Below are 18,849 nucleotides of genomic sequence, written 5' to 3' on the forward strand. Positions count from 1 at the left end.
TGCCTCTTCCGCGGCGCACAACTCCTCTGAGCATGATCTCCGCGCAAGCGCGTCCCGCGCTTGTCGCGCGGGAAAACCGCTTCAGACTTTTCCGGATCGTGCACCTGGCGCCGCGGAATTTTTCCGATTGCCAGTCATTTCCTTTGGCGGACTTTTGCGACTTCCCCTAAGCTCACCGCAAACGGGCGCCGACCCGGGGACATTGTGCCGAAACTGACATTGCCAGTGCGTCTCGCGCTTCTGGTCGCGGGGACGATGTTGCCGCTGATCGTTTTCGCGGCCGGGATCGTGTTTCACAATTACCAGCGGGATCGTCAGGCCGCCACGCAGCGCGTGCTGGAGACGGCGCGCAGCATCCGCCTGCTGCTCGATGCCGAAATGCAGCGCATGACCGGCGGGCTCCAGGTGCTGGCGCTGACCAACTCGCTGCGCAACAGCGAGTTCGACAACTTCCGCCGCGTCGCGGCCGGCTTCCTCGACCAGTATGGCAAGGACGGCGTGGTGCTGGTGGCGGACCGTGCCGGACGCCAGGCGTTCTCCTCGCTGACGCCGGACACCGCGAATCTGCCGCCGCGCAACAATCTCGAGATCGTCGAGAAGGTGTTTGCGACGCGCCAGCCGCAATATTCCAACCTGTTCTTCGGCCAGGTGAAGCAGCGCCTGATCATCACTGTCGAAGTGCCGGTGATCCGCGACGACGAGGTGCTCTACGACATCTCCTTCAGCCCGCCGATCGAGGTCTTTCAGGCCATGATCGAAAAGCAGCGCCTGAATCAGGACTGGACCATCTCGATCTTCGACGGCGACGGCGTCAACCTGGCGCGGGTCCCGAATCCGGAAGCGACCGTCGGGCAGCGTGCCTCGCCGACGTTGTTTGCCGAGATGTTCCGCCGCAGCGAGGCGACACTGCCGACCGTGTCGCTCGAAGGCGTGGCGCTGATTACCGGCTTCACCCGGTCTCGCCTCACCGGCTGGACCGTCGCGGCCGGGATCGCCGAGAACTCGCTGGTGGCGCCGCTGTGGCGCTCACTTGCGATCACGGCCGTGATCGGCGGCGTCCTGCTCATGGTCGGCCTCGGCTTCGCGGTGCGGATGGCGACCACGATCGCGCGCGGCGAGAAGCTGCACGACCTCCTGATCGAGGAACTCAACCATCGCGTCAAGAACACGCTGGCAATCCTGCAATCGATCGCCACACAGACCTTCCGCAGCGCGAGCCGCGCCGAGCGCGAGAAATTCGAGGGACGGCTCGGCGCGCTTGCCGAGGCGCACAATCTGCTCTCGACCGACAAATGGCAGGGCTCCGACCTCCAGGACGTCATCAGCCGCGTGCTGCGGCCATATCTGCTGAACAACACCTCCGAGCGGGTCAGGATGTTCGGACCGCGGGTGCCGCTGTCGCCCCGGCTTGCCCTGGTGCTCTCGATGCTCCTGCACGAGATGGCGACCAACGCCGCCAAATATGGCGCGCTGTCCAACGACACCGGCACGGTGACGCTGGATTGGGAAATCCTCGAGGAAGGTCCGACACCGAAGCTCCGGATGATCTGGACCGAGACCGGCGGCCCGCCCGTCGCGGCGCCGGTCCAGCGCGGCTTCGGCTCCCGGCTGATCGAGCGCAGCGCCCGCGACCAACTCGGCGGCGAAGCCACGGTCGATTTCCTGCCCCACGGCGTCGTCTACACGGTGACCAGCACCCTCGAAACCGGCGATTGACCGGGCAAACGGCCCCCAATCCTGCGACAACTTGGCACGCAAGTTGCTAAGATGGGGCGGGTTCGGACGACCGGAAACAGGGGGAATTCATGTCGACCATCGCAGCGGAAGCCGGCACGGCACGCAAGCCGCTCTACACATCACTGTTCGTGCAGGTGCTTGTCGCGCTGCTGCTCGGCATCGTCATCGGCATGGCGGCGCCCGATTTCGCGATCGGGTTGAAGATCTTCAGCGATGCCTTCCTGAAGCTGATCTCGATGATCGTGGCGCCGATCGTGTTCTGCGTGGTGGTGCACGGCATCGCGGGCGCCGGCGACCTCAAGAAGGTCGGGCGCGTCGGCGTCAAGGCGCTGGTGTATTTCGAGGCGATGACGACGGTGGCGCTCGTGATCGGCTTGATCCTGGCCTATCTGTTCGGGCCCGGTCACGGCATGAATATCGACACCTCGACGCTCGACGCCAAGGCGCTTGGCAGCTACGCCAGCAACGCGCAGAAGCTGAAAGGCGAAGGCATCGGCAGCTTCCTGCTCAACATCATCCCGAGCACTTCGTTCGACGCGCTGTCGCGCAACGACGTGCTGCAGGTGCTGTTCTTCGCCATCATCTTCGGCGTCAGCCTGGCGCTGGTCGGCGGCGAGAAGGGCGAGCGGATCTCCTCCTTCATCGACGCGGTCTCCACCGTGCTGTTCCGCGCCATGGGCCTGATCGTGCGCTTCGCGCCGATCGGCGTGCTCGGCGCCGTCGCCTACACGGTCGGCAAATACGGCGTCGGCTCGCTGAAGCAGCTGCTGTCGCTGGTGGCGCTGTTCTACGTCTCGGTCGCGATCTTCGTGCTCGGCGTGCTCGGCGCCGTGATGGCGCTCGCCGGCATCAACATCCTCAAGTTCCTCGGCTACCTGCGCGAGGAATTGATGATCGTGGTCGCCACCGCATCCTCAGACGCGGTGCTGCCGCAGGTGATGCGCAAGCTGGAGCGTTTCGGCGTCAAGGATTCGGTGGTCGGCCTCGTGATTCCGACCGGCTATTCGTTCAACCTCGACGCATTCTCGATCTACCTGACGCTGGCCGTCGTCTTCATCGCGCAGGCCACCAACACGCCGCTGTCGTTCGGCGACCTGCTGCTCGTGCTCGGCGTATCGCTGATCACCTCGAAGGGCGCGCACGGCGTGCCGGGTTCCGCGATCGTTATCCTGGCGGCGACGCTCAACGCCGTGCCGAGCATCCCGGCGATCGGCCTCGTGCTGGTGCTCTCGGTCGATTGGTTCATCGGCATGGCGCGCGCAGTCGGCAACCTGATCGGCAACTGCGTCGCCACCGTCGTGGTCGCGGCTTGGGAAGGTGACCTGGATCGGGACAAGGCCCGTCGCGTGCTCGAAGGCACTGACGCGGTCGACGTGACCGCGGGCTGAAGCCGCAAGGTACAGGACCAAGAGCGTCCCGCGCATCGCGCGGGGCGCGGACTTACTTGATGAGCCGCAGATACGGCGGCAACTGCCTGGTCGCCGGTTCCTGCACCGGCTCGTCCGACGCGATCATGTCGCACAGCGCCTTCAACTCGGAATCCGTCACCTTGTGGAGCTCCATCCGAAGCTCGAGGATCGCAAGGGACAACAGCCGCGCCGTCTCCGTGTTCGCCCGGTCAGTCAGAAATGCCTGACATTCTTCAAGGGTTGCGAGCAGCGCCAGCAACCGTTCTTCCGTATTTGCGACCGGCATACCTTCCACTCCCGAAGCCGCGAGGTAGAGTCGAGGTGTTCCCCTCTTCCGCTTCATTTGGCCTCTCCTGCCAGAGTTCGCCGGCGTTTCGTAGGCGCACAATTGTTCCAGATGATTCAGAACTTTTGGGCAATTGTCCAGCAACATTCCGAAAGCCCGACTTGGACTTACGTCAAAGTTTTCGCATTGGCGGCAATTCAGTCAAGCAACCTCAGCCCGTCACCCGCGACCTCTGGATGCACTAGCTGGGGTTGCATCCATGCAAAGACGCCCGTACAATATTGGTTGCCCGTAGAACTACGGGCGCAGTGCATTGCCGCCCAGTAAGCATGCGCGCAAAATCTGTGTCGATCAAACTCGCGCTAGTTGTGGTTTGGTCAATATTTTGCCAAATGTAGAGGGCGGGGTGTCGATAGACACCTTGGCGCGGTCGACTTCAGGTAGTCGACCGAGTCGGTACTAGGGTGCTTCCAATGCGCATTTGCGTCTGGATACCATCCCGCGATCTTCTTGGATTTCGTCGTTCGGACGAACTGACGATCCACTCGAACTTAACGCGGTACATCATGAACGTGTCCCTGACCCGACCGGGCCAGGGATTCTCGATTTGAAGGACGGGTCACAAGAATGAACAGATCAGCAGCAAAGAAGATGAAGCAGCGCAGTGCCGGCAAGCCGGACATTGAGTTGGGCAAGCGGATTCGCCTGCGCCGTGTCGAGCAGAAGATCTCGCAGGCAGAGCTCGGCGACAAGCTGGGCGTCAGCTTCCAGCAGGTTCAGAAGTACGAGAAGGGCGTGAACCGCGTCGGCGCTGCGCGCCTTCAGCAGATCGCTAGCGCGCTGGATGTGCCGGTCACCTTCTTCTACGACGGCGACAACAAGGCCCGCGAAGTCGAGAGCCTGCTGTTCCTCGACAGCGCGTTCAGCCTCCGGTTGCTGCGCGCCTACAGCAAGATCAAGGATCAGACCGTGCAGCGCCAGCTGGTGTCGCTGATGGAATCGATCGCCGCCAACGAAGACTGAGCGGCAGCACAGGTACGGTCGCGACACCGCGAACGCGACCGACCAGGGCGAGCGGATTGGCCGGCGGCCGGTCATCGGGACCAGCACGTGTCGAGCGGGCCAGGAAGATATCAAAGCGCTGCCATCGGCGATGGCAGCGCTTTTTCTTTGCTCGTTCGGCGCCGGTCGGTCGAGGCGTTCCGGCGCGCAGGTTGCGGTCATGGACCTGCCGCAAACCAAAATTTAATCAAGACGCAACGGTCTCGGGGTAGATCATCAGCTCCGCACCGACGCGCCGCCCCGTCGATTCGAGCGGCCGCGGCGATGCCTTCCGATTTCTCGCGCGAGCGGCGCAGTCCGGAGAAACGCGATATGCAGAGAGTGACACTCGCCGCCGTGGCCACCGTGCTCGCGGCTCTGCCGGCATTCGCCCAAACCGCCGGCGCGCCCGGCCCGGCCGCGGCGGTGCCGCCCCATCATGCTGCGCCGGCGGCCCCCCAGCCAGGCCAGGTCAAGCCGGCTGCGCCTGCCTCGGTCGCGGAAACCCGGTCCGTTGCCGCGCTCGCATTGTCGCACGAGCCGATCTACGATCAGGGCAGCGCGCAGCGCATTCGCGAGGTGCTGAAGAGCTATTCCGATCTCGCCGCCCGCGGCGGTTGGCCCACGATCCCTGCGGACGCGAAATTTGCCTTGGGCGTCCAGGGCAGCAGTGACGATCTGCTGCGCAAGCGCCTGATCATCACCGGCGACCTCTCTGCCGACAAGACCACCGGCGCCTATGATGAGGTTGTGGCCGAGGCGGTGAAGCACTTCCAGGCACGCCACGGCCTCGCGGCGACCGGCACCCTGACGCCGCGGACGCTGGCTGCGCTCAACGTCCCCGTCCAGAAGCGGATCAAGCAACTCGAGGCCTCGCTGGAACGGCTCGACCAGATGGATTTCCAGTTCGGGCAGCGCTACGTGGTCGTCAACATTCCCGCCACCTTCGCCGAGGCCGTCGAGGACGACAAGGTCGTGCGGCGCTACCGCGTGATCGTCGGCAAGACCGAGAAGCCTTCACCGACGCTGACGTCCGAGATCACCGACGTCATTCTCAATCCGACCTGGACAGTGCCGTCGTCGATCACGAAGACGGAGATCGCGGCGCATATGCGCAAGGATCCGACCTATCTGGCGCGCATGCACATGGACGTGCTCGACGCCCACGACAACCCGATCGATCCGCATGCGGTCGACTGGTCGGGCGATCATGCGCCGAACGTCTCCGTGCGTCAGCAGAGCGGCGCATGGAATGCGCTCGGCGCGGTCAAGATCGACATGCCGAACTCCTATTCGGTCTATATGCACGACACCAATCAGCGCAGCCTGTTCAGCGACGACTATCGCTTCGATTCGCACGGCTGCTCGCGCGTCGACAATGTCCGCGACCTCGCGGCATGGCTGCTGAAGGACCAGCCGCAGTGGACCCGCGTCGCCATCGATGCCGCGATCGCCACCGGACAACGTCAGGATATCCGCATGCAGAAGAAGGTGCCGGTGGCCTGGGTCTACCTCACGGCGTGGATGACGAAGGACCGGACCATCCAGTTCCGCAACGACGTCTACGACCAGGACCAGCAGCTCCTCGAAGCCACTGCCGAGGAAGCCGCCTTCTTCAACAAGGCCGCCGAACATCCGCTGACCACGCAGTAACGCGCTTCCGCACGAAGCGCGACATCGCGAGTTGGCCCGCCATTCTGTCGCGCGGCCAATTGTCGCCCGCGCATCAGGCAACCTCACAACTCCCGCATTTCCTGCGTTGAACCGATATCGCCAGAACCAAGTGCACGTGCCTGTCTTTTTTGTCGCAGCAACCAAGCGGCCGCATGAACGTTTTCAGGCTTCAACCAAGGAGATTTCGATGAATATCAAGCTTGCCGTTATTGGACTGGCCGCGCTCGGGAGCGCGGCGTTGATGTCCGGTGCGGCGTCGGCGCTGCCGAACGGGCTTCCGCAGGCCAGCCAGATCGCAGGCGAGACGTCCAATGTCGACAAGGTGCGCCAGGTCTGCGATCGCTGGGGCCGTTGCTACTGGCAACCGGGCTACGGCTACGGACCGCGCCATCACGGATGGCATCATCGTCCGCACTTCTATCCGCGCCATCATCATCACGGGCACCGCCATCACGGCGGACACCATGGTGGCGGCCATCACGGCGGCGGGCATCACGGTGGCGGACATCACGGTGGCCACCGGCGCTGATCATCCGCGAGGGGGCTTCGGCCCCCTCACCTTTTCGCGCCGGAACATGCCGGCACACAACCGAGGATTTCTCGGGCAAGTCAGCCGGCCCGAGTTGCTGCTGACTTCGAGCGCCTGGCAGTGACCCGCTTCACCTGTTCGCGCTAAAGGGCCGCCAGCACGGCCTTGGCAACATCGGCGGTGCCATTGCTGCCGCCGAACTCGAACGGCTTGATGCCGCCGGCATAGACCTTGTCGACCACGCGCTCGATCCGCTCTCCGGCTTCGGCCGCGCCTTCGAGGCCGTGCTTGTCGGCGAGCCAGTCCAGCATCATCGCCGCTGACAGGATCATCGCGGTCGGGTTGGCCTTGCCCTGCCCCATGATGTCGGGCGCGGTGCCGTGGCAGGGCTGAAACACCGCATAGCGATCGCCGATGTCGGCCGACGGCGCCATGCCCATGCCGCCGATCAGGCCGGCGGTGAGATCCGACAGGATGTCGCCGAACATGTTCTCGGTGACCATGACGTCGAAGTCCCAGGGCCGCTTCACCAGCGCCGCCGCGGTCGCGTCGATGTAGAGGTGATCGGCCCTGACGTCGGGATGACGCTTCGCGGTCTCGTCGAAGATGCTGCGGAAGAACGCGAACGCCTTGAACACATTCGCCTTGTCGACGCAAGTCAGCCCGCCACCAATCTTGCCGCGCGCCTTGCGGCGTTCGGCAAGCCGGAACGAGAACTCGAACAACCGTTCCGAGGTTCGGCGCGTGATCACCATCGTCTCGCGCGCCTCATCGTCGGTGACGACGCCCTTGCCCATCGAGGCGAATAGGCCCTCGGTCGATTCCCTGATCACGACGAGGTCGATGCCCTTCTGATCGGCGCCGACGATCGTGCTCTTCACGCCCGGAATCAATCGCGCGGGCCGCACGCCGGCATAGAGATCGAAGATCACGCGCAATTCGATCTGCGGCGCGATCTCGGTATTGTCGGGATAGCGCACCGACGGCAGGCCGCAGGCGCCGAGCAGGATCGCGTCGGCCTCCTCGCACAGCCGGATCGTACTCTCCGGCATCGACTTGCCGGTCTCCTTGTAATGGCCGGCGCCCGCAGGCGCCTCGGTGAAGCGGAATTTGAGGCCGGCCGACGCCTCGATCTTGCGCAGCACCTCGAGCGCCGGTGCCATCACCTCGGGGCCGATGCCATCGCCCCCGAGGACTGCGATGTGAAGTGCGTCGTTGGCGGACATGGGGGATCTCCGGAAGACAACAGTCATTCTGGGGCGATGCGAAGCATCGAACCCGGAATCTCGAGATTCCGGGTTCGCTTCGCGCCCCGGAATGACAACAGCTCGGTTACGGCGTCAACACCGCGCGTCCGACGAGCTGGCCCTTCTGCAGATTGGTCAGCGCCTCGTTCGCCTTCGCCAGCGGCATCGGTGTCACCGGGATCGCCGGGATCTTCTTCTCGCGCACCAGGTCGAGCAGCTCCTGCGTCTCGCGCAGATTGCCGACATAGCTGCCCTGGATGGTGACCGCCTTGATCGGGATCAGCGGCAGCGCCCAGGTCGCACCGCCGCCGAACAGGCCGACGATCACGAGCTTGCCGCCCTTGGTCAGGCAGTCGAAGCCGAGCTGCGAGGTCTGGGCATTGCCGACCAGGTCGATCGCGGCGCGGATCGGCTGGCCGGCCTTCTTGATGAGCTGCTCCAGCGCATCGGGCGCCTTGCCGTCGACGGTTGCGAGCGCACCGGCGGCCTCGGCCGCCTCGCGCTTCCTGGCGTCGATATCGACCACGATCGCGCCCTTGCCGCCCATCGCCTTCAGCAGCGACAGCGCCATCAGGCCGAGACCGCCGGCGCCGAAGATCACGATCGGCGTGTCGAGATCCTTCTCGACCTTCTTCAACGCGCTATAAGTGGTGACGCCCGAGCAGGCGTAGGGCGCGGCGGTGACCGGATCGAGCCCCTTGAGGTTGAGCAGATATTTCGGATGCGGCACCGTCATGTGATCGGCGTAGCCGCCGTCGCAATAGACGCCGAGCGCATTCGGCTTGATCGCGCACATGTTCTCGTCGCCGCCGAGGCAGGTCGGGCATTTGCCGCAGCCGAGCCAGGGATAGGCCAGCGCGACATCGCCGACCTTGAGGCCGCCCTTGTCGGCGTCCTTGACGTCGGGACCGAAGGCCACGATCTCACCGACCGTCTCATGGCCCATCGTGCGCGGCAGCGAGACGCCGCGATCCTTGAGCGACAGCGGCTTGCGGCCATGGCCGAGATCGTAGCCGCCTTCCCAGATATGCAGGTCGCTGTGGCAGACGCCCGCCGCCTTGACCTTGATCAGCACCTGCGTGCCCGACGGCTGCGGCGTCGGCTGATCGACCTCTTTCAAGGGGGCGTTGAAATCGACGACCTGGAAACTCTTCATCGCTGTTCTCCCGAAGCTCGTTGTTGCGGCGGACCTTGCCACGCCTGCCCGCCCGGGACAAACGCTCATGACCCCATTTTCGAGCGAGCCGCCATGCAGCCGCTCGACGGTCGAGGCGTCACTATTCAGATCAGTGGATGATGGCAGGCCGCGAACTGGCCGGTCGCGACGAGACGCAGTTCCGGCACCTCGCTGGCACAGCGCGCATCGGCCCGCGGGCAGCGGGTGCGGAAACGGCAGCCGGAGGGCGGCGCGATCGGCGATGGCGGCTCGCCGACCGGGACGCTCTGGGTCGGGCGGACATCCGGATCGGGCACCGGGATCGCCTCGATCAGCAGCGCGGTATAAGGATGCGCCGGCCGCGCGAACAGCTGCTCGGACGGGCCGACCTCGCAGAGCCGGCCGAGATACATCACGGCGACACGATCCGAGACCGCCTTCACCACGGCGAGGTCGTGGGCGATGAACAGCAGGGTCAGGCCGTAGCGCGCCTTCATCTCCTCCAGCAGGTTGAGGATCTGGGCGCGAATCGAGACGTCGAGCGCGGACACCGGCTCGTCGCAGATCACGAATTCCGGATTGAGCACCAGCGAGCGGGCGATGCAGATGCGCTGACACTGTCCGCCGGAGAATTCATGCGGCAGCCGTCCGCTCACCAGCGCGGGATCGAGGCCGACCGCCGCGAGCACCTCGGCCACGCGCCGCTTGCGTTCCTCCGGATCCTTGACGCCCGCGATCACCAGCGGCTCGGCGACGATGTCGCCGATCCGCCGCCGCGGATTGAGCGAGGCGATCGGGTCCTGGAAGATCAGCTGCACGCGCCGCCGCATCTGGCGCAGCGCCTCGCCCTTCAGGGTGGTGAGATCGTGCCCGTCGAACAGCACCTTGCCGGAGACGGCCTGGCGCAATTGCAGCACGGCGCGGCCGAGCGTGGACTTGCCGCAGCCGGATTCGCCAACCAGCCCCAGCGTCTCGCCACGTGCGATTTCGAGGCTGACGTCGGAGACGGCATGGATGGTCTTGCCCCCCACCGAATATTCAACGACGAGGTTTTCTACCTTCATCAGCGGGTCGGGTGCAGCCTGCAGCATCATGCGCTGACCTTCGCGGCAATCGGATGGAAGCAGGCGTAGAGATGTTCAGGCGTCTCCGCCGGGCTGAGCTGCGGCTTCTCCGCACCGCAGCGCTCGCCGGAATAACGGCAGCGCGGCGAGAACGAGCAGCCCTTGAGCGGCCGGGTCGGATCGGGCGGCCGCCCCGAGATCGCCGGCAGCGGCGTATGCGGGGCGACATCGAGCTTCGGCAGCGCGGCGAGCAGCGCCTCGGTGTAGGGCATCCGCATCTGCTTGAACAAGACGGGCGTCGGCGCGCGCTCGACGACGCGGCCCGCATACATCACCGCGACCTCGTCGGTGCGGCCGGCGACTACGCCGAGGTCATGGGTGATGATGATCATCGCCATGTGACGGCGTTGCTGCTCGCGCGCCAGCAGATCGAGGATCTGCGCCTGGATCGTGACATCGAGCGCGGTGGTCGGCTCGTCCGCGATCAGCAGCTGCGGCTCGCAGGACAGCGCCACCGCGATCGCGACGCGCTGGCGCATGCCGCCGGAAAGCTGGTGCGGATATTGCGCCAGCCGCTGCTCCGGCGCGGGAATGCCGACCGCTGCCAGCAGTTCGATGCTGCGCTGCCTGGCCTCGGCAAGATCGAGCTCGAGGTGCTCCTGGATGGTCTCGATCAACTGGGTGCCGATGGTCAGCACCGGATTGAGCGAGGTCATGGGGTCCTGGAACACCACCGCCAGCGAGCGGCCGCGCAGCTTGCGCAATTTCTCCGCCGACAGCTTGGTTAGATCCTGCCCGTCGAACATCACGCGGCCGGATAGCCTGGCCTTTTTGGGCAGCAGTTGCAGGATCGCGCGCGACAGCATGGTCTTGCCGCAGCCGGATTCGCCGACAATGCCGAGTGTCCTGCCGGCGCCGACGGCAAGATCGACATGATCCACCGCACGCAGGTTGCCGCGCGGCGTCGGCAGGTCGACCACCGCATTCTCGACCGACAGCAACGCACTGGTCATAGCGCACCCTGCCTGGGATCGGTTAGCGCGCGCATCGTATCGCCGATCAGGTTGAACGCGAGCACGGTGAGGAACATCGCGGCCGCCGGAATGAAGGCGAGGCGCGGCGCTACGTCGAGGCTCTCCCGCCCCTCCCCGATCATGCTGCCCCAGCTCGAGATCGGCGGCGGCACGCCGAGGCCGAGGAAGGACAGCGATCCTTCGACCACGATCGTGACGGCGACGCCGAGCAAGAAGAAGGCAAGCAGCGGCAGCAGCACATTCGGCAGCAGCTCACGCAGCAGGATGCGGGTATGTGTTGCGCCGAGCGCCTGTGCCGCGATCACGAATTCGCGCCGCGCCAACGTCAGAGTCGCCGCCCGCGCCACCCGCATGAAGGCGGGAATGCCGAGCACGCCGAGAATGCAGGTCAAATTGAAGATCGACTGCCCGAGATAGGCGGTTACCGCCAGCGCCAGGATCAGCGGCGGGAATGCCAGCAGCACGTCCATGCTGCCGACCACGATGGATTCGAAGCGGCCGCGGAAATAGCCGGCGAGCATGCCGAGCGCGCCGCCGATCGTGACCCCGATCATCGGCGCGCAGAGGCCGACGATCAGCGAGATTCGCGCGCCATAGATCAGCCGCGACAGCTCGTCACGGCCGAGACCGTCGGTGCCGAGCCAATGCTCGGCGGAGAACGGCCCGCGCCGCTCCAGCATGTCCATGTCGGTCGGGCTCGGCAGCGGCAACAGGTCGGCGAGGATCGCGACCGCAAATACTGCGACTGTCCATCCGACGGCGAACCAGAACAGCGTGCCAACCCGGCGCTTGCGCCGCGCCGGTGCGGCACTGCTCTCGTCGAGGCCGAGCTCAAGCGTGGCCATGGCGGATCCTCGGATCGAGTAAGGCGTAGAGCAGATCGACGATGAAGTTCATGATGACGAAGCCCGCGCCGACCAGCAGCACCACGCCCTGCAGGATGATGAGGTCGCGGGTCAGGATCGCGCCGACCAGGAGACGGCCGATGCCGGGTAACGCGAAGATCGTCTCGACGATCACGGCGCCGCCGATCAGGCGGCCGATATTGATGCCGGTGATGGTGACGAGCGTCAGCGACGACGGCTTGAGCGCATGCACGAACAGGATGCGCGACGGCTTCAGGCCCTTTGCCTTGGCGAGGGCGATATAATCCTCCTGAAGGGCCGCGATCATGTCGGAGCGCAGCACGCGCATGATGCCCGGCCATTCCGCAAGCCCGAGCGTCAACGCCGGCAGTACCATGAAGCGCAGATTGGCAACCGGATCCTCGGTGAACGGCACGTAGCCGGTCGCCGGCAGCCAGCGCAGCTCGACCGCGAACAGATAGATCAAGAGGATCGCTGACAGAAAGGTCGGCACCGAGAGCATGCCGAAGGCCGATCCCGTCATGAGGCGGTCGAATGCACTGCCGGCCTTGGCCGCGCAGGCGATCGCGAGCGGCACGCCGATCGCAAGCCCGATCAACTCGGCCAGGATCATCAGCTCGAACGAGATCGGGACGCGTTCACTGACAGCCTGCAGCACGGTCTGCCCGGTGCGGAAGGATCGTCCGAAGTCGCCCTGCAGGATGTGCCAGAGCCAGCCGAGATAGCGCAGCCAGATCGGCTGATCGAGCCCCAGGTCATGACGCAGCGCCGCGACATTCTCCGGCGTCGCCTGGTCGCCGAGGATCACGTAAGCGAGATCGCCGGGCAACAGCGACGCGATCACGAAAGTCAGGACCGAAACCGCGATCAGCACCGGTACCAGGTACAGGAGCCGGCGCGCGACGAAGAACAGCATGAAAGGCTATTCCTTCCAGGCGTAGGAGACGTCGAGCACCCCGTTGAACATCTTTGGCACGCCCTTCACCTTCACGCTCGACATTGCGTAGTAGGTGTTCTGGAAGGTCCAGAACCAGATCGCCTCCTTGTTGATCAGGCGGCTGATCGCGCAATAATCGTCGGTACGCTGGGCGACGTCGGCGGTCGTCCGTGCATGCTCCAGCAGCCGGTCGAGCTCCGGATTGGAATAGTTCGCCAACGCCACCGGACTTCCGGTGTGGAAATTGGCGTACATCTGCGGATCGGGATCGGCGAGATCGACGATGCGCCACGGCGTCAGCTGAAACTGGCGCATGAAGGCGCGCGGCGGAATGGTCGCCTGATCAACCTGCTCGATCTCCATATTAGCGCCGATGCGCTTCCAGAACTGTTGCAACACCTGACCGCCGGTGCGACCGCGGGGTGTCGCCGTGACCAGCATCTTGAACTCGACCGGCTTGCCGTAGTCCTTGATCAACGCCTTGGCCTTCTCGACATCGTAAGGCAACGCGCCGTCATCCTTGCACTTCACCCAGGAACCGTCGCCATAGGGATTGCTGGCCGGCCGCGCCAGACCATTGGTGATCGCTTGCGACATCTTCTGGCGGTCGAGCGCCATCACCAGCGCTTGGCGCACGCGCACGTCGTCGAAAGGCGGGACCTTGGTGTTGAAGGCGGCGACTGAGGCCCCCGAGCCTTGATAGGTATGCACGGTCAGGCTTGGGTCCTTGCGCGCCTTGATAATGTTGTCGGCGTCGGCCTCGTCGTCCCAGATGACGTCGGCCTCGCCGGATTGCAGCGAGGCGAAGCGCGACTGCGCATCCGGCAGCGGCTTCAGGATGATGCGATCGAGATAGGGCTTGCCCTTGTCCCAGTAATCCGGGTTCTTCTCCAGCACCATGCGGTCCCCGGCTGTCCAGGATTTCAGGATATAGGGACCGGTGCCGACCGGGTTGCGATTGTAATCGTCCCCCTTCGTCTTCCACGCCGTGGGCGACTGCATCACGTTGTTGGAGCTCTGGATCGACTGGGTCGCCGGAAAGTTCACCGACGGGTCGCTGAAATTGTAGCGCACCGTGAGATCATCGATGACGTCCACGCTCTTGATGCTGGTAATGTAGAACGCGCAGCGGCACTTGTTGGCCGGGTCCTTCTGGCGGTCGAAGTTCTCCTTCACCGCCTGCGCATTGAACGGCGTGCCGTCGTGGAATTTGACGCCGGGCCGCAGCTTGATGGTCCAGGTCTTGAAGTCTTCGGAATGCTCCCACGACAGCGCGAGCTTCGGCTTCGGCTCGCCCTTGTCGTCGAGCGTCATGAGTGTGTCGAAGATCGCGGCCGCCGCAGTGTTGGCCGATGTGTCGTAGACGCCGACCTTGAGCGGGTCGAAGCCCGGAATGTCCAGTTCCTGGCCGACGGTGAGCGTACCGCCCTGCTTCTGCGCATTGGCCGGTGCAGTGAACGCCGCCGCACCTAATCCCGCCACAAGAAATATGCGCGCAACTGCGTGCGCGCGCCCGACCAGCTTCATCCGTGCTCCCTCCCAGGTGGGCGACGTCCGGTGTTCCGGATCGTCGTATGTCGGGCGGCAGCTTGTCCGGAATCGCCGCGCGCGACAAGACCGTAAAACGGATGAAAAGCCGCAGGGGGGATCACAATGCGATCCTCTCGGATCGCATTGTGTTGTCACCTGCTCGCTTGAGCGTGATGTTTCGGAAGACCGGTCCCACTTTGCGCTAACGCGGCCGTCCGGTCCGGATCATGCTCTAGCTACGCGCCGTCTTCGCCGGTTGCGCTGCGAAGCCTGCGATCTGATCGTCGGAGAGCCCGATCTCCTTCAGGTACGACAGTGTGTGCTCTCCGAGCGTCGACATCCGCTTCCGTGCACCGACCGTTGCACCGGACATGCGGAACGGAAGATTGAGCACCCTGAAGCTGCCGCCGCCATCCTCGACTTCGGCGAGTGCACCGCGGTGGGCGATCTGCGGATCGGCGAGCGCCTCGCGCACGGTGCGATAGGCCGACGACGGCACGCCATATTCATTGAGCGCGGCAAGACAGGCCTGCGTGCTGACTGCGCGCGACCACGCCTCGACGCCCTCCATCAGATCCGCCCAATTGTCTCGCCGATCGGAATATTTGGCGAAGCGCGGATCGGACACCCATTCGGGATGGCCTATCACCTGCATCAGGTTCTGGAACGTCTTCTCGCTGGCGATCGCCACCATCACGTAGCCGTCGGTGGTTTCGATCGGGCCGAACATCGGACGCTGGGTCTGCTTCACCTCGAATTGCGACCACTGCAACTCGTTCAGGGTCAGGCTCAGCATCGATTCCAGCATCGAGACGTCGATATGCTGGCCCTTGCCGCTGGCGGCGCGCTGATAGAGAGCAGCCGAGATCGCGCCGAAGGCGTAGACGCCGGTCAGCACATCGGCGTGGTAGATACCGCAATAGTCCGGCCGGCTGCGGCCCGGCTGGTAGGCGAGATGCGCCATCTCGTAGCCCGAGGCGGCGTGGATCACCGGCGCATAGGCCGGCAATTCCGCCGACGGCCCGGTCTGGCCGTAGCCTGAGATCGAGCAGAAGATCAGCTTCGGATTGATGTCGCGGACCGAGGCATAATCAAGCTTCAGCCGCCGCATCACGCCGGGGCGGAAGTTCTCCACCAGCACGTCGGCGGTCGCGATCAGGCGGCGCACGGCCTCGACGCCCGCCGGCGACTTCAGGTCGAGCACGAGGCTGCGCTTGCCGATATTGAGCTGGCCGAACGCCGTCGAGCAATTGTTGCGCAGCGGCGGCCGTGTCCGCATCGTCTCGCCCTCACCGGGCTCGATCTTGATCACCTCCGCGCCCATATCGGCGAGCATCCGCGTGCAATGAGGTCCGGCGATCGTGGTCGAAAAGTCGAGCACGCGAAGGCCGTCAAAGCTCCGTGTCAAATTCCCCTCATCGTCAGCGGCTATTGTCGTTGCCAAGGCTTCCTCCAGCTTCGTCATTGTTTGGCGTCGCGTGACCCTAAAGTGAGCCGCCCTGACAGGAAAGCGTCTCGTCCAGACCGGGACCGCGGGCCGTCGTGCATTTTATTCAAAGGCAGATTGGACCCGATCTTGCATGGCCCTGTCACGGGCTGGAACGAGGGCGCTTGTTGAAGGTCTTATTCGTCACGACGGAGATGGACGATTTCGTCCGCGTGGGCGGGCTCGGCGCCGTGTCCGCAGCACTGCCCCGGGCGCTCCGCCCCTGGAGCGACGTCAGGATCATGCTTCCCGGTTACCGGGATGTGGTTGAGCAATTCACGCACATTGAAATCGTTGGACAATGCGCAAGCCTCGCGGAGATGCCGGCTTGCACGCTCGGGCGCGCATCGACCAAGGACGGGCTGCCGGTCTATGTGCTGCTGTGTCCAGAGCTCTACGACCGGCCGGGCAATCCCTATGGCGATGAGTCCGGCCGCGACTGGCCCGACAACGACATCCGGTTCGGCCGCTTTGCCTCCGCCGCTGCCGAACTTGCAGCCGGAACGCTGGACAAGAATTGGGCAGCCGACCTCGTTCACGCCAACGACTGGCAGGCCGCGCTCACACCGGCCTACCTCGCCTGGCGTCAGCTGCGGATTCCGTCGATCCTGACGATCCACAATCTCGCCTATCAGGGCCTGTTTCCGAAGGACTCGCTGCGGCGGATCGGCGCACCGGAAAGCTCGTTCCACATCGACGGGCTCGAATTCTACGACAAGCTCTCCTTCCTCAAGGGCGGCCTCGTCTATGCCTCGCATCTGACCACGGTCAGCGCGACCTACGCGAAGGAGATCACGACCGCGGAGCTCGGCTGCGGGCTGGAGGGTCTGCTCCGCGTCCGCTCCGACGCCGACCAGCTGACCGGCATCCTGAACGGCATCGACGAGAGCTGGGACCCGCGCCACTGCGCGCAGCTTGCGCAGCCGTTCGGCACCGGCGACTGGAAGGGCAAGCAGGCCAACGCCGACTACGTCCGCCGGCAGTTCGGGCTTGCGGTCTCGCGCGGGCCGATCTTCGGCCTGGTCGCGCGGCTCGTGCATCAGAAGGGCGTCGACCTCGTGCTGTCGGCCGCCGATGAAATCATCAGGGACGGCGGACAGATCGTCGTCACCGGCAGCGGCGAGCCCGCGATCGAGGACGCGCTGGTGGCCGCGCACCGGCGCCGGCCGGATGCGATCGGCGTCATCATCGGCTTCAACGATGGACAGGCCCGCCGGATCTTCGCCGGCAGCGATTTCACCCTGATGCCGTCGCGTTTCGAGCCCTGCGGCCTCAGCCAGATGTACGCGCAGCGCTTCGGCTCGCTGCCGATCGGCCACCAGACAGGCGGTCTTGCCGAAACCATCGCCGACGGCGAGACCGGCTTCCTGTTCCCGCAGCCGTCGGCGGAATCCTTCCTCGGCGGCGTCAGGCGCGCATTTGACGCCTACCGCGCCAAGGATCGCCTCAATGCCATGCGCGCCAGCGCGATGGCCAAGTCCTACAGCTGGGACCTGTCGGCCGCTTGTTACAGCGCACTCTACAAGCGGCTGGTGATGCCGCGGGCAGCCGCGTAGGCGGCCCGCCTCGCAGGCTTGTGAAGCCTGGTTGCTCTGGGATCCCAGCGCAGCAGTAACAATCGGTTCATTGCACCGAACCTTTCAAGCGGTCACGTCGCCCTACCACCGGACGACGACGCATGCGTGAAATTGCGAACGATGGACTTTTGGCCAAACGCGATTGCGATGGAGGAACATCATGGACGTCAACGAGGAGCGTCTCAATTCATTCATGGGAAAGATGATCGGCGATGTCGGCGCGGCGATGAACACCTCGCTGATGCTGTTGGGAGACAAGCTCGGGCTCTACAAGACTCTCGCGAAACACGGACCGATGGACGCCGCGGCGCTCGCCAAGGCGACAGGAACAGCCGGACGTTACATCCAAGAATGGCTCTCGGCACAGGCTGCGTCCGGCTACGTCGAGTATGACAGCGCCACCGGAAAATTCTCGATGCTGCCCGAGCAGGCACTGGCGCTTGCCGACGAGGACAGCCCGGTCTTCCTTGCCGCTGTGGGAAATGTTGTCGGCGCGACATTCCTCGACGAGCCACAAATCACCGACGCGTTCAAGACCGGCAAGGGCGTCGGCTGGAACAAGCGCAGCGAGTGCCTGTTCTGCGGCACCGCCCGCTTCTTCCGTACCAGCTACAAGCACTATCTGGTGCAGGAATGGCTACCGGCACTGGAGGGCGTTGTCGACAAACTGAAGAAGGGCGCCGTCGTCGCCGACGTCGGCTGCGGGCACGGCGTCTCGACGCGGTTGATGGCGGAAGCATTCCCGAAGTCGACCTTCTACGGCTTCGACTATCACGATGGCTCGATCCAGACGGCGCGGATCGGCGCAAGGGAGGCCGGATTGTCGGACCGCGTCCATTTCCAGGCGCACTCGGCCAAGACATTCCCCGGCAACAAATATGACCTGGTGTGCTTTTTCGATTGCCTGCACGACATGGGCGATCCGGTCGGCGCCCTCAAGCACACCCGCTCCACCCTCGCCGACGATGGCACCTGCCTGCTGATCGAGCCGTTCGCCAACGACCGGCTGGAGGACAACCTCAATCCGGTCGGGCGCATCTACTACGCCGCTTCGACCATGATCTGCACGCCGGCCTCGCTGGATCAGGAAGTCGGGCTTGCGCTCGGCGCGCAGGCCGGAGAGACGAGACTGCGCGAAGTCGCGCGTCAGGCTGGTTTCTCGCGCTTCCGCCGCGCGGCGGAAACGCCGTTCAACCTGATCCTGGAAGCTCGACCGTAACTGCACAACGCAATTGGACGGCGGCATCGCGCCGCCGTCCAATGCTGTCAGTGCCGG

Annotated in this window: 16 protein-coding genes; 7 read left to right on the forward strand and 9 right to left on the reverse strand. The window is 64.7% G+C overall.

Features of this window, described 5'->3' with window-relative positions; all coding sequences use genetic code 11:
• The first annotated feature begins 255 nt into the window (after positions 1–255).
• Entirely contained in the window at positions 256–1,716 is a 1,461-nt protein-coding gene (locus ALC15_RS25515; RefSeq protein WP_050629700.1) for a sensor histidine kinase, read from the forward strand.
• 89 nt (positions 1,717–1,805) lie between these two features.
• The gene (locus ALC15_RS25520) at positions 1,806–3,125 is read left to right on the forward strand and encodes a dicarboxylate/amino acid:cation symporter (RefSeq protein ID WP_050629646.1); all 1,320 of its coding nucleotides are present in this window, start codon (positions 1,806–1,808) and stop codon (positions 3,123–3,125) included.
• A gap of 52 nt (positions 3,126–3,177) precedes the next feature.
• Here the strand turns inward: ALC15_RS25520 and ALC15_RS25525 are convergent, their stop codons facing one another.
• Positions 3,178–3,489, reverse strand: coding sequence for a hypothetical protein (locus ALC15_RS25525; RefSeq protein ID WP_128089583.1), 312 nt, complete (start codon positions 3,487–3,489; stop codon positions 3,178–3,180).
• A 570-nt stretch (positions 3,490–4,059) separates the two neighbouring features.
• On the opposite strand from ALC15_RS25525, the gene ALC15_RS25530 reads away from it, so the two are divergent.
• The 3 genes from ALC15_RS25530 (at position 4,060) to ALC15_RS44275 (ending at position 6,676) form a co-directional block, all read left to right on the forward strand.
• Entirely contained in the window at positions 4,060–4,455 is a 396-nt protein-coding gene (locus tag ALC15_RS25530; RefSeq protein WP_094194089.1) for a helix-turn-helix domain-containing protein, read from the forward strand.
• 351 nt (positions 4,456–4,806) lie between these two features.
• Entirely contained in the window at positions 4,807–6,126 is a 1,320-nt protein-coding gene (locus ALC15_RS25535; protein ID WP_094194098.1) for a L,D-transpeptidase family protein, read from the forward strand.
• 208 nt (positions 6,127–6,334) lie between these two features.
• Positions 6,335–6,676, forward strand: a complete 342-nt coding sequence (locus ALC15_RS44275) for a hypothetical protein (RefSeq protein ID WP_157860942.1) — start codon at positions 6,335–6,337, stop codon at positions 6,674–6,676.
• A gap of 143 nt (positions 6,677–6,819) precedes the next feature.
• Here the strand turns inward: ALC15_RS44275 and ALC15_RS25545 are convergent, their stop codons facing one another.
• From ALC15_RS25545 to ALC15_RS25580, 8 genes are all read right to left on the reverse strand, one after another.
• Positions 6,820–7,902, reverse strand: a complete 1,083-nt coding sequence (locus ALC15_RS25545) for an isocitrate/isopropylmalate dehydrogenase family protein (protein WP_050629649.1) — start codon at positions 7,900–7,902, stop codon at positions 6,820–6,822.
• A 106-nt stretch (positions 7,903–8,008) separates the two neighbouring features.
• Positions 8,009–9,079, reverse strand: a complete 1,071-nt coding sequence (locus ALC15_RS25550; RefSeq protein ID WP_050629650.1) for an alcohol dehydrogenase — start codon at positions 9,077–9,079, stop codon at positions 8,009–8,011.
• 125 nt (positions 9,080–9,204) lie between these two features.
• The gene (locus ALC15_RS25555; protein ID WP_050629651.1) at positions 9,205–10,173 is read right to left on the reverse strand and encodes an ABC transporter ATP-binding protein; all 969 of its coding nucleotides are present in this window, start codon (positions 10,171–10,173) and stop codon (positions 9,205–9,207) included.
• Positions 10,170–11,156, reverse strand: a complete 987-nt coding sequence (locus ALC15_RS25560) for an ABC transporter ATP-binding protein (RefSeq protein ID WP_050629652.1) — start codon at positions 11,154–11,156, stop codon at positions 10,170–10,172. Before ALC15_RS25560 ends, ALC15_RS25555 begins: the two co-directional genes overlap by 4 nt.
• Complete coding sequence (locus ALC15_RS25565) at positions 11,153–12,022, reverse strand: ABC transporter permease (protein WP_050629653.1); 870 nt, start codon at positions 12,020–12,022, stop codon at positions 11,153–11,155. The genes ALC15_RS25560 and ALC15_RS25565 overlap by 4 nt, the downstream gene beginning before the upstream one ends.
• The gene (locus ALC15_RS25570; RefSeq protein ID WP_050629654.1) at positions 12,009–12,959 is read right to left on the reverse strand and encodes an ABC transporter permease; all 951 of its coding nucleotides are present in this window, start codon (positions 12,957–12,959) and stop codon (positions 12,009–12,011) included. Before ALC15_RS25570 ends, ALC15_RS25565 begins: the two co-directional genes overlap by 14 nt.
• 6 nt (positions 12,960–12,965) lie before the next feature.
• Positions 12,966–14,507 (reverse strand): ABC transporter substrate-binding protein, encoded by a 1,542-nt coding sequence (locus tag ALC15_RS25575; protein ID WP_050629655.1) that lies wholly within the window; start codon positions 14,505–14,507, stop codon positions 12,966–12,968.
• A 235-nt stretch (positions 14,508–14,742) separates the two neighbouring features.
• The gene (locus ALC15_RS25580) at positions 14,743–15,975 is read right to left on the reverse strand and encodes a CaiB/BaiF CoA transferase family protein (protein WP_050629656.1); all 1,233 of its coding nucleotides are present in this window, start codon (positions 15,973–15,975) and stop codon (positions 14,743–14,745) included.
• Between the two features lie 149 nt (positions 15,976–16,124).
• Between ALC15_RS25580 and glgA the strand changes: the two genes are divergently transcribed.
• Both glgA and ALC15_RS25590 read left to right on the forward strand, forming a co-directional pair.
• Positions 16,125–17,552: a glycogen synthase GlgA gene (gene glgA / locus ALC15_RS25585; protein WP_050629701.1), complete on the forward strand. Its 1,428-nt coding sequence runs from the start codon at positions 16,125–16,127 to the stop codon at positions 17,550–17,552.
• A 181-nt stretch (positions 17,553–17,733) separates the two neighbouring features.
• Positions 17,734–18,792, forward strand: coding sequence for a class I SAM-dependent methyltransferase (locus ALC15_RS25590; protein WP_050629657.1), 1,059 nt, complete (start codon positions 17,734–17,736; stop codon positions 18,790–18,792).
• Positions 18,793–18,849: the final 57 nt, after the last annotated feature.

The organism is Bradyrhizobium viridifuturi, from assembly GCF_001238275.1.
GTDB lineage: Bacteria > Pseudomonadota > Alphaproteobacteria > Rhizobiales > Xanthobacteraceae > Bradyrhizobium > Bradyrhizobium viridifuturi.

Bases quoted from the DNA above. Each gene is read 5' to 3' on its own strand.
- ALC15_RS44275 (WP_157860942.1), top strand. From the start codon at position 6,335: ATGAATATCAAGCTTGCCGTTATTGGACTGGCCGCGCTCGGGAGCGCG.
- ALC15_RS25530 (WP_094194089.1), top strand. From the start codon at position 4,060: ATGAACAGATCAGCAGCAAAGAAGATGAAGCAGCGCAGTGCCGGCAAG.
- ALC15_RS25570 (WP_050629654.1), bottom strand. From the start codon at position 12,959: ATGCTGTTCTTCGTCGCGCGCCGGCTCCTGTACCTGGTACCGGTGCTG.
- ALC15_RS25525 (WP_128089583.1), bottom strand. From the start codon at position 3,489: ATGAAGCGGAAGAGGGGAACACCTCGACTCTACCTCGCGGCTTCGGGA.
- ALC15_RS25565 (WP_050629653.1), bottom strand. From the start codon at position 12,022: ATGGCCACGCTTGAGCTCGGCCTCGACGAGAGCAGTGCCGCACCGGCG.
- ALC15_RS25550 (WP_050629650.1), bottom strand. From the start codon at position 9,079: ATGAAGAGTTTCCAGGTCGTCGATTTCAACGCCCCCTTGAAAGAGGTC.
- ALC15_RS25545 (WP_050629649.1), bottom strand. From the start codon at position 7,902: ATGTCCGCCAACGACGCACTTCACATCGCAGTCCTCGGGGGCGATGGC.
- ALC15_RS25580 (WP_050629656.1), bottom strand. From the start codon at position 15,975: ATGACGAAGCTGGAGGAAGCCTTGGCAACGACAATAGCCGCTGACGAT.
- ALC15_RS25575 (WP_050629655.1), bottom strand. From the start codon at position 14,507: ATGAAGCTGGTCGGGCGCGCGCACGCAGTTGCGCGCATATTTCTTGTG.
- ALC15_RS25535 (WP_094194098.1), top strand. From the start codon at position 4,807: ATGCAGAGAGTGACACTCGCCGCCGTGGCCACCGTGCTCGCGGCTCTG.
- ALC15_RS25560 (WP_050629652.1), bottom strand. From the start codon at position 11,156: ATGACCAGTGCGTTGCTGTCGGTCGAGAATGCGGTGGTCGACCTGCCG.
- ALC15_RS25590 (WP_050629657.1), top strand. From the start codon at position 17,734: ATGGACGTCAACGAGGAGCGTCTCAATTCATTCATGGGAAAGATGATC.
- ALC15_RS25520 (WP_050629646.1), top strand. From the start codon at position 1,806: ATGTCGACCATCGCAGCGGAAGCCGGCACGGCACGCAAGCCGCTCTAC.
- ALC15_RS25555 (WP_050629651.1), bottom strand. From the start codon at position 10,173: ATGATGCTGCAGGCTGCACCCGACCCGCTGATGAAGGTAGAAAACCTC.
- ALC15_RS25515 (WP_050629700.1), top strand. From the start codon at position 256: ATGTTGCCGCTGATCGTTTTCGCGGCCGGGATCGTGTTTCACAATTAC.